The following is a 16,864-nucleotide window of genomic DNA, read 5'->3' as shown; positions in this document are numbered from 1 at the left end:
AGGTTATAATTATGATATTAGATTATGAATGGAGCTGATTAAAATCGCCTTAAGAGATTTCTTCCGGAATATGTTGTCTGTTTTTACAAAAAATGACCAACCTACTTCCACTTCCGATATACAATTTGTATTCAATTCTGAATCAACAAAAAAATATAAGGCACCAAAACAAAAGAAACATGAAGTCATTGAAGAAAAAACTTTTCTACCAACATCTGTTTCAGATGCCACAATGATTGTTTACTATAAAGACCAAAATAATAATAATCTATCTCGTCCGCAAATTATCAGTGGCACTATAGGTAGCGATTTAAGACTTCAATTTGAACCAATCAATGATTATAATCTAGTTGGCATTTCGGGATTCACAAGTACTTTTGTAACCAACTATGGTGCTATTATTTTAAGCTATGAAAAGAAACATGGCGCTGCCGTTTGGATTTATAATCAAGATATTGATGGTGGCTACTTAATCGGCTCACCCACTTTACTACGTGGCCATTTGAATGACCCTTTCACTTATGACCCTGTCAATATTCCAGGGTTCAATTTATTGCGTGCCTCAAAAACTAGTTATGGTACTTTCACAAATGAACAACAAACCATCTACTATTATTATCGCAACATCAATTGGAAAACCGTCGATCAAATTGACGCATACATCCAGATTACAAAACGCGTACGTCCTTATGACTTACCCGAGGGTAACTCCTATCCCGCCTTCTTACCTGCTGGCGTTATTTTACAAGTATTTGAAAAAATCGAAACGAATTTGGGAACTATTTGGTACAGCATAGGTGGCAATCAATGGTTAGAAAGTACTTCTAATGTAAAAATGATTATTCAACCCAAATATGCTTTATTACCCGACAATGACACCAATGAATTTACTAAAAAAATAATCAATCACTCTGCTTCAATTGATTACATTCCTAATAAATCTGTAACTATTTACACTAAACCTTATGGTAAAAAATTACGAGTTTTAGCTGACAATACACAAGTTACTTTAATCAGTCAGTTATCATCAAGTAATGATGTTTGGTTTGAATTAAAAGATGGTGGTTTTATTGATGAAACTTACATCAAAATGCCTTACTCATTAAATTAATAAGCACTCAAAAAAGAGGTATACCAATTGGTATACCTCTTTTCGTTTATAGTTTTGATGTTAATGTAACGTTTGGATATTTGTCAGCAAACCAGCGTTCTGCGAATGCATTTTCAAACAAGAACAACGGTAAGTCTTGTCGATCTTTAACAAGTAAGTTACGTGAACTTGACATCTTTTCATCCAATTGTTCTGGATCAATCCAGCGAGCTGTTTTAGAACCCATTGGTGTCATGATAACTTCTGAATTATATTCATTTAACATTCTGAATTGGAAGACTTCAAATTGAAGTTGACCAACGGCACCCAGAATATAGTCACCCGTGTTGTAACTTCTATATAATTGAACAGCACCTTCTTGAACCAACTGTTGAATACCCTTATGGAATGATTTTTGTTTCATTACATTTTTAGCATTAACGCTCATGAATAATTCAGGCGTAAATTGAGGTAATTTTTCAAAGGTAATTGGTTTCTTCATGTTACTGATTGTATCGCCAATTTGGAAATTACCAGTATCATATAATCCAATAATATCGCCAGCTACAGCTGATTCTAAAACTTCACGAGAATCTGCCATAAATTGGGTTGAATTAGATAAACGCATTTTCTTTTCAGTTCTTGCTAATTTAACATCCATCCCACGTTCAAATTCACCTGAACAAATTCGAATAAACGCAATTCGATCACGATGATTAGGATTCATATTTGCTTGAATTTTGAAAACAAACCCAGAAAAATGTTCATTTGTTGGTTGTATCGTTGTTTCTTCAATCGTTTTATGTTCTTGTGGTGCTGGTGCATAGTTCAAATAAATATCTAAGAACGTTTTTACACCAAAGTTAGTTAATGCTGATCCAAAGAAAACCGGCGTTAAATCCCCTGTTGCGATTTTTGCTTCATCAAAGGTATTACCAGCATCGCCCAATAATTCAATTTCATCTAGCACTTCTTGATAGATACTATCTTCTTTTAAAGGATGGTCGCCTTCAATCTCACCGGCGTCATTTAAATCAACGTAGTCCATGCCTTTATCTTCTTTTTGGTAAAGTTCAATACGATGGTTGTAGATATCGTATAATCCCTTTAAGCCTTTACCCATACCAATTGGCCAGTTCATTGGGTATGATTCAACGCCCAAGACCTCTTCGAGTTCAGCCATTAAATCAAGTGGCTCACGTCCATCACGATCCATCTTATTGATGAATGTGAAAATAGGAATGCCACGCATTTTACAAATTTTAAATAATTTCTTTGTTTGTGGTTCAATTCCTTTTGCAGAATCAATAACCATGACTGCAGAATCTACGGCCATTAATGTTCGGTAGGTATCTTCCGAGAAATCCTCATGCCCAGGTGTATCTAAAATATTAACCCGCTTATCGGCGTAATCAAATTGCATAACTGAACTAGTAACAGAAATACCACGTTTCTTTTCAATTTCCATCCAATCAGATTTTGCAAAAGTACCAGATTTTTTACCCTTAACTGTTCCGGCAGAACGGACAACCCCACCGAATAAAAGTAATTGTTCTGTAATGGTTGTTTTACCAGCATCGGGATGAGAAATAATCGCAAATGTTCGGCGTTTTTTTACTTGAGTCTCTAATTCTTCTGTATTCATTTTTTGTCCTCTCTAAAACATATTACTCATAGTTTATCATAAATGATAATGAACTTCGACGTAAAAAATGATAAGGTCAATGGAACTTATTAGAGTTCTATTGACCTTATCATCCCATATTTTATTCTTTACTCTTTAAAGTATCTTTTAACCGTGTTTCGGGAATCATAACTTTCAATTCCACTAATCGAGAACCGTCCATTTTTTCCGTTTCGAGAAGTATACCATTGTGAAGTGTAATCTGTAGTTGTTCATTATTACCGGGAATTCGACCTAATTCAGTTAAGACGAATCCCGCAATTGTGTCTACGTCTTTAACGTTGATATCACAATTAAATTCATCATTAAAATCGTCAAGTGTCATTCGACCTTGTACGATATATTCATGTGCATTAATTTTTCTCAATGTATCATCAGGGCTATCTGACTCATCGTCGATATCGCCAACAATCTCTTCAATTAAATCTTCAATTGTGGCAAGTCCAACAACACCGCCATATTCATCCAATAAAATAGCTAATTGAGTGTGTGTTTTCTTCATTTCGAATAACAAATCATCAACAGCCATCGTTTCTGGAATAAACATGGGCTCTTGCATAATTTGACGTAAACTAATTCTATCGAACCCTTTTGCTCTAGCAGCTTTAAGCAAATTTTTGATATGAACAACGCCAACGACGTTATCTTTATCATCACTATAAACGGGTACACGAGAATAAGGTTGATTTAAAATAGCATCAATATTACGATCATTATCGTTTTGTAAATCAATCATAAAAGCATCAGTTCTAGCGACCATAACTTCACGAGCGAATTTCGTATGTAACGAAATAACGCCTTCCATCATTTCATATTCATCTGAATCAATAGCACCACGCTCTTCACCAGTTTGAATCATATGAACAATTTCTTGTCGACTAATAACCTCAATATTATTTTTATTAAACTTAATTGGTGTTATTTTTTCTAATGCACGGATTGAAATTGATAACAACCAGTTAAATGGTTTGAAAACAATCGCAATAAGTTGAATAGGCCCAGTCGTTGCTCTGGCAATTTTGTCTGGCATCTGTAGTGCCAATTGTTTAGGATATAATTCTCCTAAAACTAATGAAAAATAAGATAAAATCAACGTAACGATAACTACTGCAACATCATGTGCCCACACAGCACTCCCAAACAATGGTTCAACATATTTAGCCAAAGATGTTGCTGCAAAAGCTGAAGACAAGAACCCGGCAAAAGTAATACTAATCTGGATAGTTGATAAAAATGATGTCGAATTATTTAATATACCAAGAATTCTTATTGCACCTTTATCTCCAGCTTTCGCCTCTGCCTCAATTTTATTACGATTTACTGAAACTACTGCTAATTCTGCAGCTGAAAAATAGGCATTCACTAATGTCAAAATGACTAATAATAACAGCTGCAACAGCAGTTCGTGACCAGGGTCTGAACTCATTTACTCATCCGCTCCAATTCATTTGTCTTTATTTTTTAACCTACGGATATTATACACCTATTAACATGCAGAAATCCGATTGCTAATTGCTAGTTGTCTCATCACTAGTTGAGCTCGTTGAACTAGTTGTATCTGATGTTGAACTAGAATATGATCTTGTTGTGTTATCGGTACTAGAAGTATCTGAACTTGTTGTACTATCTGAGCTTGTATCAGCATTAGAGTATGAACTTGCTGTACTTGTACTATCTGAAGTTGTATCGTCATTAGAGTATGAACTTGTTGTGTTGTCTGAAGTAGTATTATCAGAACTTGTATTATCTGTGCCTGTTGTATCTGAAGATGTAGTATCTATACTTTTTCCACTTCCAGCAACGACCTTAAGCGTTTGCCCAGGTCTTAATGTTGTATTTTCCATGTCATTTAATGCAATTAGTTCCTTCACTGTCATATCATGGCTTAACGCAATAGATGACAATGAATCACCATAAACAACAGTTATCGTATCCGTATCAATATTAGAACTTGACGACGAAGACGACGTTGATTTACTTTTTTTAGACACAGATTTTTTCTTTTCAGTTTTCTTCTTTTTTGATTTTGGTTTTGATTTTTCACTAGACTTACTCTTACCATATTTCGATTCAGCTAATTTTTGTTGTTCAGCGTACTCCTTTTTTTGTTGGTCAGATGACCCACGAGTAGCAACCCACTCAACGACGTCATGACCAGCCTTCGTACTAGCTAATATCGTCCCACCACCGATACACACAACTGCAACTATACCAATAATTACTTTCGTTCTTAATTTCATAACTTCCTCCGAGTTAACTCACATTTATTTAGGTACTTTTATTTTTTGTCCTACATGCAAAAGATTTGATGATAATTCATTGATGTCCATCAATTGATCACTGGTTGTATCATTGGCAGTCGCGATACTTGATAAACTATCCCCACTACCTACCTCAAACATCTTCGTACTAATTTTACTGATACTTTCTTTCTTTTCACTACTTTCCTTCTTTTCACTACTTTCTTTTGCTGCTGACTCAGAACTAGCCACCCTTTCAGATGACTCTCTAGCTAGAACGGATTCACTTTCTGCCTTAGCTTTAGCAAGCGACTCATTCTGCCGCTTTTTTTCAGCAGACCGTTTGGCTGACTTGCTTGAAGCAGCTTTAGCTGATTTAGATTTAGAAGATGCCACCACTTTTTTAGAGACATCAGCTCTACTAATTGAGCTTGAAATTGCTATTTTTTTTGATTCACTTACAGACTTCTGACGTTGGGCGATTGAACTCGATTCTTGCTTGTCATTGTTCATTTGAACATACTTGGCAGAAACTGTTCCTATCACTGCTAAAATCAAAATACCAATAACCATCAAAGCTAGTTTACCGTGCTTTTTACCATTTTTCTTTTTTAAAAAATATTTTGTATCGTCAAATGCTTGTCCGTTATAAAAGGCATCTCTACGACGCAACTCAATTGATCGAGGCATATCAGGATCAAAATGCGTTTTTTTATATTGTGTATATAAGGTCTCTACACTAAATGATTTACGTTCTGAATCACGTTGTTTATCGTACTCACTTCGTTTCTCATCAGTCAAACTATCGTACCAAGCAACAAAATCTAAATAACTCATAACGACTTTTTCAGACTCACCGATATCCATCAGTTGACCGTTTTGAATCCAGGCAATTCTGTCTGTTAAGAACTCCATTTGTTGTAAATCTTGACTAGCAAGTACAAAAGTTTTGCCCTCTGTTTGTAGGCTTTTAATTTTATCAACCGTTTTTTGATAAAAAATATCATCTAATGCTGATAGAATACCATCTAAAATAATAATATCAGGTTCAATGAAGAAGGCCATTGCTAACTCAACTCGCGCACGCATATCGGGAGAGTAATCTTCAATTTTACTTTCTTTTAATACCCCTAAGTCAGCAAAATTTAAAACATTATTCAAAGTTTGATCACTATTTTTGTAATCAATCTTAGAATCAGTAATTGCTTCTTGAATATTTTGCACAGCCGTTTTATCGCGTTTTAATTGTGTCTCATATGATACAATCGTCGTGTGACCGGCCATCGTTAGAAAACCCGTTGTTTGTTTGGCTTTACCGGCTAGAATGTCAGATAACGTTGCTTTCCCTGAGCCACCCATGCCAATAATACCAAAAAATTCACCACGATAAATATCAAACGAGATGCCCCTTAAAGCCCAATAAATATCTTTCGAATCTTTATCAATTTTTCGATTTTTTTTACTTGTTATACCTTTTGTAACATACTCTAATCGAATTTTATAATCTTCCATTTTATCACCATTAATCATTCAGTTATTTTAATTCTCAATAATAACATGTATACACTTACGCTTATACAATTCTACCATTAATCACTAAAAATTAACATCTTATCCGATGTTATCAGTATTTATATTTTAAAAAATAAAAAGCATATCCTCCCAAAAGGAGAATATGCTTACTTACCTAAGATAATGTCAGAAACTTTTTGAGAAGCTTTTCCATTATCCCATTCAATAAATTTATTTTGAAAATCTTTAAATTGTTTTTCGTAACCAGGATAATCACCATTTTGCGTATAGACATCCAATTGTTTATAGAAATCTGGTTCTTTTTCTACGATTGGTCCTGGCGCTTCCATCTCAAAGTTGATATAAAAGCCGCGTAGTTCATCCCGATAATGTTCTAAATCATAACAATAAAACATCATTGGTCGATTCAAATTAGCAAAATCAAACATCACTGACGAATAATCCGTAATCATCATATCACTCATTAAATATAATTCAGTAATATTTTCATCTGCCATTATTTTAACACGATCTTCAAATCCTTCGATATTAATACTATTCTTAACTAAATAATGAGGCCGCATAATTAAAATAGTATCGTCTGATACATGTTGAAAGAATGATTCGAATGAAAAAGCCATTTCGAATTTATAAACACCCTGAGTATAAAAGCTATCATCACGCCATGTTGGCGCATAAAGAACCACTTTAGCATCTTCATTACCAAGATACGTTTTCTTTAAAGCTCTAATATCTTTTTCATTATTATCCGCATATAAAATGTCATTCCTTGGGTATCCAATATCCAAGGATTTATTTTTAAAAGCAAATGCACTTTCAAAAATTTGCTTTGAATAATGATTAGGCGCTATTAAATAATCCCAACGTGCTGTTTCCACTTTAAAATTAGCATGGTATAACGCTGTCGTTGTACCTGGCATTGAAACATTTTCAATATCCATTCCTAAATGTTTCAACGGTGTCCCGTGCCATGTTTGTATATATGTAGTCTTCGGATTCTTTTTCCACCAAATAGGTAATCTTGAATTAAAGACCCAAAATTCAGCCCTCGCCATTTTGATAGTCCAAGAAAATCCAAAGCGTTTAATTAAATTAATTTCCGGATATTGTTCTTTTAATTTAGTGTACATGCTTGGTTTAACGCTAAAATATAAAAGCTTCGCATTTTCTTCACCAAGATCTCGTCTAGTCTGCTTGTAAATGGCCATCGGGTTATCGTTAACATCGCGCCCATTAAAGCTTTCAAAGACAACTTGGTGTTTTTTAATTGAAAATTTAATTGTAAAATCATTTAACGTTATTAAAATTTGGCGACCAATCCGCTTAACCACTTTTTGGACTATTTTTTTAATTTCATTCATTATTTTGTTCTCCTTACTACAAAAGATAAAATAATAAAATATTTTACAAGTTCATCCCTAAATCTTTTTTAATTTTTGTTGTTGAAATACCATCTGTTCTTGGTAAGTAAATAACTTCACAGTAATCGCTTAAAAAGTCAAACTTACCTGCCCAATCATCACCCATCACAAATGTATCAATCTGATTATCGACGACGTCACTAATTTTTTGGTCCCATTCAGTTTCTGGAATCACTTCATCTACGTACTTAATTGCTTCTAAAATGAACTTACGATCTTCATATGATGTGTAAGCCTTTTTCCCTTTAATTGCGTTAAATTCATCTGTTGAAATACAAACTGTTAAATGGTCGCCCATTGCTTTAGCGCGTTGTAAAATACGTACATGACCCTTGTGTAATAAATCGAATGTTCCATAAGTAATTATTTTTTTCATGTTTTTGCTCCTCCGTCGTTATCAATAATAATTTATTTTATCATAAACTGTTATGACTGTCTTATTTTTCCTGCAATTGTCTAATATCGTAAAAGTATTTAATAACAACTTTTACAACAGCATATAAGGGAATTCCTAAAATCATTCCTAGAAGCCCAGCAATGTTACCAGCTACTAGTAATAATACAATAATCGTCAATGGATGTATATTTAATGATTTGCCTATAACATTAGGATAGACAAAATTACCATCAATTTGTTGGACAATTAACACAACAATCACGACAAAAATAACCATTTGAGTAGACTGTGTTACCGCAATAATCAGTGCTGGGAAAATACCAATATAGGGTCCAATATAAGGAATAATATTAGCAAGGCCAGCCACAACTCCTAGTAACAAAATATACGGCATACCAATAATTGAATAACCAATAGCGGTAAATACCCCAACGAAAATACATTCAATAGCTTGTCCACCAATGTACGCTGAAATTGTATCACCCATGCGGTCAAGTAACTCAACGAGCTCATCCCCATGTTTTTCTGGAACAAGTTTTTTAAGCGTTGGGACTAGTTTTTGACCATCTTTTAACATATAGAACAACATCACAGGTACTGTCAGTGCAACAACTGTCACACTCGTTACAACCCCAATCATTGATCCTATCGAGTTCGTCAAATTGGTTGCAATTGATTTGAAGTAGGTCCCAATAGAATTTTCAAACTGGTTTAAATAGCTAGTAAAATCAATTTCTTTAAACCAAGCATATTTATTTAAATGATTAAACGTATCTTTTGACGACTCACTAACTGCATTTGCATAATCTGGTAGGTTAACCACCAATTGACTTAGCTGACTGACTACTCTCGGAATCAGGTACCCTATTAAGGCAACTAAAAGAATTGCTAGGAATACAAATAGAATGGCAACTGACAACGTTCGAGAAAATTTGAATTTTTTGATTTTTATTTTCATTAAAAATTTAACGACCGGATTAAATAAATAAAATAAAAACCCAGATATAATAATCGGAATAAATAATGTGGAAATAAACGTTCCTATTGGACTAAAAATAAAACTTATTTTTGTACACATCCAAATTAACGAGGCAACGATTAATAATTCAAGTGACCAAAACATCAATTTAGACTTTTTTAATCTATCAAGCATCGATATGGTTCTCCTTTAATTTATGTATAGTAATTTCATTATACCGTAACCTGTCTAACAATTATAGCGTTTCACTTATCCTCATTATTGAACGATAAATTAATTCAAAAAAAAGACGCCAAATGGCGTCTTTAAACTGCTTAATTGATTACTTCACTTTTATCAATCCAACCGGTTGTCCCATCACTCATCGTGATAAACAGTAATGTCGAACCGACTTTATTTTTTTGAATAGGATCAATTAAATAACCCGTTTTATTCACGATACCTTCATTTGTAACTCTGGCATCAATATTTTTTACAAATTTATAATTTTTAGATCCATAAACCTTTGACCAAACTTCAGCACCATCTTGAACATGGACGGTCGTTTCTTCAACTACTGTTTCTTGAGCTTCATAAACGCGTCCATTCATGACAAAATCAACTAACCGTTCAGTTGCATGTCCATCATCCCAAGCATTATAAGTCGCTACAAATTGATCATAATTGTGATGGCGTTCATCCGTTGCAAATGCTCGTTTAATCTCAGTAATGACAGCATCTGTATCCTTAACGATTGGTCCTGGTACTTCTTTTTCGTAGTCAAAGTAAAAACCACGAATATCATTTGCATACTCATCTAAATCATATGCAAAGAAAATAATAGGACGTTTTAACGCTGCAAAATCAAAGAAAACAGATGAATAATCTGTAATCAACAGATCACTAATAAGATATAAATCATTAATATCTTCATAATCAGCAACGTTCAGCGCAAAGCCTTCATAATCAGTTAAATCTAATGAGTTAGCAATTAAATAATGCGTTCTAACAAGAACGATAATATCATCGCCAAGTTCTGCTTTCATCTTATCTAAATCAAGATGTAACTTAGCCGTGAAATAATCAGCTTTAACGTATTCATTATCTCTCCAAGTAGGTGCATATAGAATAACTTTTTTGTTTGGATTAATTTCTAAACTTGCTTTAATACGATTGATATCTGTCTGTGTATAATTCGTTAAAATATCATTTCTAGGATAGCCAGAATTAATCATTTGGTTACGGTTCAAACGGAATGCACGTCTGAAAATATCTGACGAATATTCATTTGGCGTAACAGAATAATCCCAACGATCAGAATCTTTTGTAACTTGGCTATGATATTTAGCAGCATCAACGCCAGGCATTGACCCTGTATTTACGTCAACACCAATCGTTTTTAATGGCGTACCATGCCATGTCTGAACAATTGTTGTACCTTCAGGTTTAACCCACCATAATGGTCGACGAACATTCGTAAACCAATATTTTGCTCGAGCTTGTTTGAAAATACCTTTAAATGAGAATCGTGTCACATAGGGAATATGATTTTCTTTAAAATAAGCAACATAATCCTGGTTCACATTCCAGTACATCTTATATTTAGGGTAACGGTCTTTCATGTATTCATAGATAGCTTTTGGATTATCACTATATTTACGACCAAAGAAACTTTCAAATATAATAATATCTTTCTTTGACATTTTACCGATAATACCAAATGCTTTTGGATACCATTTATTAAACTTAACGATCTTTTTAATTTTATTTCTAATTACTTGAACGCTTGGTTCTTGTGGTAATAAGTGATCGCTAATCATTGCTTCAAAAACTTGCTTTGAAGCATCCCCTTGACGACCATACGTACAAAATTTATCATAAAATTCAATCAATTGTTGCGCGTAGGTTGTCTGTAGATGATTAAAATCGCTTAATTCGTCAATTATTTTTGCCGTTGTATCCACAATTGGTCCTGGAACCGTACCATTATAATCGAGATAAACACCTCGTGTATCTTCTGTATAATCTTTTAAATCATATGCAAAGAAAATCATTGGTCGTTTAAGATGTGCGTAATCAAACATTACTGAACTATAATCAGTAATTAACGTATCCGCAATTAAATATAAATCTTCAACTGTTGGATAATTAGACACATCAAAAGTAAATCCTTCAAATTCAGTTAGATCAATTTTATTGGCAACGAAATAATGTAGCCTTACCAATAACACATATTCGTCACTCAATTTAGCTTGCATTTGTTTAATATCTAACTCAAAATCAAATCCGTCTTTATTTCGGTAGGTTGGTGCATATAATACGACCTTTTTATCCAATGGCATGCCAATAGATTCTTTAATTTTAAGGATATCAGTTTCATTATTCTTTTTATAAAGTACATCATTTCTTGGGAAGCCAGAGTGAACAACCTCTTTTTCAAAATTAAATGCGTGACTAGCTGTTTCATCCATATATGGCGAAGGTGAAACAAGATAATCCCAACGCTTAATTCGTTTCATGAAATTATTCTGACGTCCTTTTGAACCATCTTTGAAATAAGGTTCATCAAATCCCATCGTTTTCATGAAGGTTCCATGTAACGATTGAACTTCAACTTGTCCTTTTCGTTTTGCATATTGGTTAGGGAGGTTAGTATTTTCAATAAAATACTTAGCTCGCGCCATGTAATACCAATACTTTTTACTGAAGTAGCGAACTCGTTTACCATTGCCGGTTATTGTTGTATTCGGATCCTTGAATAACCAGACACATTCATAATCTGGCATGTTTTCTTGGACATAATCATAAATGGCTTTTTCATTACCATTGAAATAAGCGCCCCAATAACTATCAAAGACAATCGTTTTCTTCTTTAAAGGTAATAAACGTTGTAGCGGGTAATATAGTGAGAAGTTAATTGCCCGTTTTCGTTTGGTTGCGTCCTGCTTATCCCACGATAATTTTTGGTTTAAAACCAAAAAATTGTTTTTTGTTTCGTATAATGATGTTCTTGCTAAATGATTTGTACGACTTTCTAGCGTTTCTACACGTTCTGGTTCAGTTGTAATTTGCGAACGAACAACTTGGTCAGCACTATAAAAATCAAGATAAAGATTATATTTTGCTGCCTTAATGAAACTGTCTTGTTGTTCATTAATTAAATTCAAATTAACGATTATTTGACCGTTATCATCGACAGTAACGTCATTAAATTGATATTTATATTGTTCCTCTTGATCGATTACACGTAAAACAATTTTTTCTGCTGAACTTTGAAACAATGTATTTTCAGCGATTAATCGTAGCCGACTATTATCTAACCACTGGACATCCATTAGTTTTGAAAAATGTGGTGCGATATTTAGTCCAATCATTTCCTTCATATTCTTTTGAACGAGTAAACTATATTGTGCTATTTCATATTCTTGCGGTTTATCAACATGTTCAAACTCATAGCTTAATTTCAATTCTTTTTCATCAATTAACTGGAGTCTTTTTTGTGTTACAGAACTTAACTCGGCTACTTCAGTTATTGAGAATTCAAATTTCACTTGATGTTCACTAACATTTATTTTTTGTCCACTAATTTGAGGCGCAATTTCATCATCACTATTTTCAGTAACAATTAACTTCGTACTTTCAGGATTATTTAACCATGTAGAGACCACTAATTTACTATCATTCACACTAATATCTTGAATTAGATTAGCTTGAACATTTTTTTCCGTCTTTATTTCATTTGCTGTCAAAGTCATCGCATTAAAAGCTAATGCCCAGTCAAAACTAAAATCAGTTTTAATTTGATAATCATTACCAGAAAAAATATTACTTATAAATTTACGCTTAGGATTAGCTAAAAATTCCGTCACATTAATATTTTTAACTTGATAATTAACTTGTATTTTCCAAATGCCGTTTCCTAATATTTTGTATGCCTCTTGTTGATCAAATGACATTCTAAAATAACGATAGTTACGGTGCTTAAATAAATGACGACGACGCTTGACGGTTTCTCGTTCAAACGTAATTGGCATTTCTTTCCCATTTATAATGTTAATCAAATTAACCGTAAATTTTTCGTCTAATTTTTTTGTAACTTTCAATTGATTGAGTTGCAACCAACCCTTAATAACTATCTCACTTGTCATTTCATCAGAAAAAACATTTAAGATTCGTTGTTCGAATTTTTGTGATTGTCCCACATCAACCGCTTTAGCAACATCTAAAGAGATAGCCGGATCTTCATATTGATAGCGATTATTTTTTTCAACAATTTTTCCAATATTTCTACGACGATAACTATATTTTTTTAAGTCTTTAATATTCCCCTGTAACACAGCAGCATATTGAATTTGATTTTTAATTGATAATTGCTTAAATAATTCTGGATTAATCGTTCTAATAAGTAGGACTGTAATTTTTTGAAATTCTAATATGTAATCTTCTTCCGATTCTCGAATATCTTGCATTGATAGCGGAATATCAGTTGTTAATAATTTCAGATCAAATGCATCCATAACATTTTGAGTTGCCCCATATTTTTTCATGTATGAACGCGTTAACTCTAGCATTTCCAATCGGTCTTTATAATGTTGAATATCATTACCTCGACTTTGAGTGATAGATTTGCTATCACCTTCACGCCAACGCCATTCGTATACAATATCAGTAATAATATCAATATGGTTAGCCAATAAATGAGCTGCCATCATCACAGGAATATCTTCATATAACATTCCCACAGGGTAGCGCAAATTATTGTCGATAAACAAATTTAATCGATAAACTTTATTCCATGAAGTTGTGTCATAAACTAATTCTGGGTGTTCTGCAATTGATGTTTCATAAACAGTATCTTTAATAGCAAATTTATGAATGTAAGAACGTGAACTACGTTTAGAATTAAATCGTTTAACTGCACCAGTTGCCAAGTCTGAATCAGTCATCTTTACCGACCCCATCAAAAGACTGTATGCGTCAACTGGTAATAAATCATCCCCATCTACGAAGGCAATATATTCTCCGGTAGCGGCTTCAATTCCTGCATTTCTAGCAGCACTAGGTCCAGCATTTTCTTTGTGAATTGCTTTAATATTGTCAAAAAGTGATACATACCGATCCATAATTTCGGCAGTCCCATCAACTGATCCATCATCAACTAAAATAATTTCTAATTGTTCATAACTTTGGTTAAGAACTGATTCAATACTTTCTTCAATGAACTCTTCAACATTGTATCCCAAAATAACAACTGAGAGTAATCCATTATTTTTTGTCATTATTAATTGTATTCTCCTTAACAATTCTTTTGTCCAAATATCTAATAATTATATCATTCCTATTTATAATAATATATTTTTTTTATATTACATTCCATGGTATTTAACTGTTCCATAACTTTTTGATCAGTATTAATAACCCCGTTCCATTCAAATAATGAATTGGCCTATCAGTCATATTCATGTATAATTAGAAGGCACAAAATATATTTTATAGGGGAGTTCTAAATTATGAAAATCAGTAAATTCATTGGGATCACATTACTGTTTACAGCACTTGGCTTAGGGATAGCCAGTCACAGTACATCTAGCTCTGTCTCAGCAAAAGTTAAACTATCATCTTCAAAATACATTGCACATGCGCCTGTTAGAATTAAAACGAAAGCTTATAATGTTTATGCTTACCCTCGAACTTTAAATTCAAAATCAAAGTTCATGCACTATGGTTCAAGTTATCATTCAACAACTTTTTACATCACAAAAACGATTAAATTATCAGATGGAAAATCATATTCTTGGCTAGTTAATGGTGCTGGAAAAGCGTATGGCTATATAAATACCAAAGCCACAACCGTTTATGCATCTCCCAAAACAGATAAATCAGATAGTAACCATACACCTGTTAGAATTAAAACAAATGCTTATAATGTTTACAGTTATCCAAGAGCATTACACGGTGCTTCTACATTTATGCACTATGGTACTAGTTATCACTCAACCACTTTCTACATTTCCAAAAAAATTACAACGGCATCAAATGTAAGCTACTCAAAACTAACATATAGTGACGGAACTTTGTATGGTTATGTGAATACTAAAGCATTAACGAATTACGAAACCGTTAAAGATATCAAAACTTCTTCATCAAAAACTAAATATCGTATCACGTCTGACATCTCTAACATTCATAACGCACCACTAAACACTATTTATGGAAATAAAACAACACATTATTCAAAAAATTACTTCGATACTGATTTATATATCACCAAAACAGAAACACGAACACAAGATGGCGCTAAATTTTCATATGTTAAAACTGGGAAAAACGATCTCGGTTGGATTTATAGTGGCTATTTAGCAGCCTGGACACCTGCTACAGATGTTCTTGTTGATATGCATGATGGTAGCCTAGATACAGGCAATAAATTAGCAAATACTGCGGCTACTAATTTCTATCAAAAAAAGCCTAATTATTCTTCAGTTGATGCAACAACAAAATCAGGTAGTACTTATAATGCAACTGGTTCAAAACAATTTAAAACAAATTATTTCTTAACTGCTTCATATAAATCAAGTGGTGATTGGGGTAATATACAAGGATTTGTTATCAATGGTCACTACCTTTATGCATCAATCTCAACTGATTCGAAAAAAGGAACTGGTAAGATTGTCCGTTTTGATACTGATAAGATGAACGCATTAAATCTAAATAATAGTAAGGGATTTGGAGAATTATGGCAGGCTTTTTACTACCTCCGTCAATCGCAATCTCTTAGCTACTACAAAGCAAACTACCCTGCTTCAACTTATAAAGGTAAATATAATTTCTATGTTTCTAAATATAATGCATACAAAAAATATGAATCTATCATTAAAGTCGGTCCTGAATTCATAATAGGCCATGGTCAATCTTTAGATTATAAAACAAATGGTTCAAATAAAGGTCTCTACATGTATCGTGATACAAGCTCAAAATCACTTACTGAATCCGACACAGTAACTATTCAACATATCAATTCGTCAACGCTAGCACCTGATAACTATACTAATATGCAATGGAACGATGGTTATGGTAATTTTATGCAAAGTAATAATTTAACTTTTGCAGATAACAATAACTTCTATTCATACACAATGATTGGTAGCGGATCTGGTTCAGCCGGTAAGTATATTCGAATTTGGAAGGGATCTATAGATGCCGACAATAAAGTCACCGTAAAAGTCGTTGGACAATTAGCCAACCGGGTGGGTGACTCTCCACAATCAATTGCTTATAGTTCAAAAACAAATAAAGTTTACCTCGTAACAGATGACGCTTTTGTCGCTGTTAACGCTTCGAAATTAACAGTTGATAATAATCATAACAGTGCCTTAACAACAAATGATGTTTCGTATACCCGTATCAATTCTTCACGAGAAACTGAAGGGATGCAAATCATTAACGGTTACGCCTACATGTTATTTAATAGAACACCTGAGTTAATTAAGTCAACAACAGCCGGTTATTAATCAACCATTGTTGTAACTATAGTTATCCTA

10 protein-coding genes are annotated in these 16,864 nt (G+C 33.3%); 2 read left to right on the top strand and 8 right to left on the bottom strand.

Annotated features, from left to right (window positions below; translation table 11 throughout):
• The first annotated feature begins 28 nt into the window (after positions 1 to 28).
• A complete protein-coding gene (locus tag AC1RPQ_RS04560; protein ID WP_481761504.1) occupies positions 29 to 1,111 on the top strand; it encodes a MucBP domain-containing protein in 1,083 nt (360 codons plus the stop codon).
• A gap of 46 nt (positions 1,112 to 1,157) precedes the next feature.
• Here AC1RPQ_RS04560 and AC1RPQ_RS04555 read toward each other — a convergent pair whose 3' ends face one another.
• The 8 genes from AC1RPQ_RS04555 to AC1RPQ_RS04520 form a co-directional block, all read right to left on the bottom strand.
• Complete coding sequence (locus AC1RPQ_RS04555; RefSeq protein WP_481761505.1) at positions 1,158 to 2,735, bottom strand: peptide chain release factor 3; 1,578 nt, start codon at positions 2,733 to 2,735, stop codon at positions 1,158 to 1,160.
• Between the two features lie 121 nt (positions 2,736 to 2,856).
• Positions 2,857 to 4,200, bottom strand: coding sequence for a hemolysin family protein (locus AC1RPQ_RS04550; protein WP_481761506.1), 1,344 nt, complete (start codon positions 4,198 to 4,200; stop codon positions 2,857 to 2,859).
• 82 nt (positions 4,201 to 4,282) lie between these two features.
• On the bottom strand, positions 4,283 to 5,014 hold the full coding sequence (locus tag AC1RPQ_RS04545) for a LysM peptidoglycan-binding domain-containing protein (protein WP_481761507.1): 732 nt from the start codon (positions 5,012 to 5,014) through the stop codon (positions 4,283 to 4,285).
• Positions 5,015 to 5,038: 24 nt separating this feature from the next.
• Positions 5,039 to 6,544, bottom strand: coding sequence for an ATP-binding cassette domain-containing protein (locus AC1RPQ_RS04540; RefSeq protein ID WP_481761508.1), 1,506 nt, complete (start codon positions 6,542 to 6,544; stop codon positions 5,039 to 5,041).
• A 149-nt stretch (positions 6,545 to 6,693) separates the two neighbouring features.
• The gene (locus AC1RPQ_RS04535) at positions 6,694 to 7,899 is read right to left on the bottom strand and encodes a CDP-glycerol glycerophosphotransferase family protein (protein WP_481761627.1); all 1,206 of its coding nucleotides are present in this window, start codon (positions 7,897 to 7,899) and stop codon (positions 6,694 to 6,696) included.
• Between the two features lie 52 nt (positions 7,900 to 7,951).
• Positions 7,952 to 8,344 carry a glycerol-3-phosphate cytidylyltransferase gene (gene tagD / locus AC1RPQ_RS04530; protein WP_481761509.1) on the bottom strand — a complete coding sequence of 131 codons (393 nt, stop codon included), beginning with the start codon at positions 8,342 to 8,344 and terminating at the stop codon, positions 7,952 to 7,954.
• Between the two features lie 61 nt (positions 8,345 to 8,405).
• Positions 8,406 to 9,518 carry an AI-2E family transporter gene (locus AC1RPQ_RS04525; protein WP_481761510.1) on the bottom strand — a complete coding sequence of 371 codons (1,113 nt, stop codon included), beginning with the start codon at positions 9,516 to 9,518 and terminating at the stop codon, positions 8,406 to 8,408.
• A 140-nt stretch (positions 9,519 to 9,658) separates the two neighbouring features.
• The gene (locus tag AC1RPQ_RS04520; RefSeq protein WP_481761511.1) at positions 9,659 to 14,602 is read right to left on the bottom strand and encodes a CDP-glycerol glycerophosphotransferase family protein; all 4,944 of its coding nucleotides are present in this window, start codon (positions 14,600 to 14,602) and stop codon (positions 9,659 to 9,661) included.
• Between the two features lie 231 nt (positions 14,603 to 14,833).
• Between AC1RPQ_RS04520 and AC1RPQ_RS04515 the strand changes: the two genes are divergently transcribed.
• On the top strand, positions 14,834 to 16,834 hold the full coding sequence (locus AC1RPQ_RS04515; protein WP_481761512.1) for a hypothetical protein: 2,001 nt from the start codon (positions 14,834 to 14,836) through the stop codon (positions 16,832 to 16,834).
• The last annotated feature ends 30 nt before the right edge of the window (positions 16,835 to 16,864 follow it).

It is taken from the genome of Dellaglioa sp. CoH-57-MRSF-21 (assembly GCF_056781915.1).
Note: the sequence above shows the minus strand (reverse complement) of the source record. Positions and strands in the feature narration are given on the sequence as shown.

Bases quoted from the DNA above. Each gene is read 5' to 3' on its own strand.
- AC1RPQ_RS04520 (WP_481761511.1), bottom strand. From the start codon at position 14,602: ATGACAAAAAATAATGGATTACTCTCAGTTGTTATTTTGGGATACAAT.
- AC1RPQ_RS04545 (WP_481761507.1), bottom strand. From the start codon at position 5,014: ATGAAATTAAGAACGAAAGTAATTATTGGTATAGTTGCAGTTGTGTGT.
- AC1RPQ_RS04540 (WP_481761508.1), bottom strand. From the start codon at position 6,544: ATGATTAATGGTGATAAAATGGAAGATTATAAAATTCGATTAGAGTAT.
- AC1RPQ_RS04525 (WP_481761510.1), bottom strand. From the start codon at position 9,518: ATGCTTGATAGATTAAAAAAGTCTAAATTGATGTTTTGGTCACTTGAA.
- AC1RPQ_RS04515 (WP_481761512.1), top strand. From the start codon at position 14,834: ATGAAAATCAGTAAATTCATTGGGATCACATTACTGTTTACAGCACTT.
- AC1RPQ_RS04550 (WP_481761506.1), bottom strand. From the start codon at position 4,200: ATGAGTTCAGACCCTGGTCACGAACTGCTGTTGCAGCTGTTATTATTA.
- tagD (WP_481761509.1), bottom strand. From the start codon at position 8,344: ATGAAAAAAATAATTACTTATGGAACATTCGATTTATTACACAAGGGT.
- AC1RPQ_RS04555 (WP_481761505.1), bottom strand. From the start codon at position 2,735: ATGAATACAGAAGAATTAGAGACTCAAGTAAAAAAACGCCGAACATTT.
- AC1RPQ_RS04560 (WP_481761504.1), top strand. From the start codon at position 29: ATGGAGCTGATTAAAATCGCCTTAAGAGATTTCTTCCGGAATATGTTG.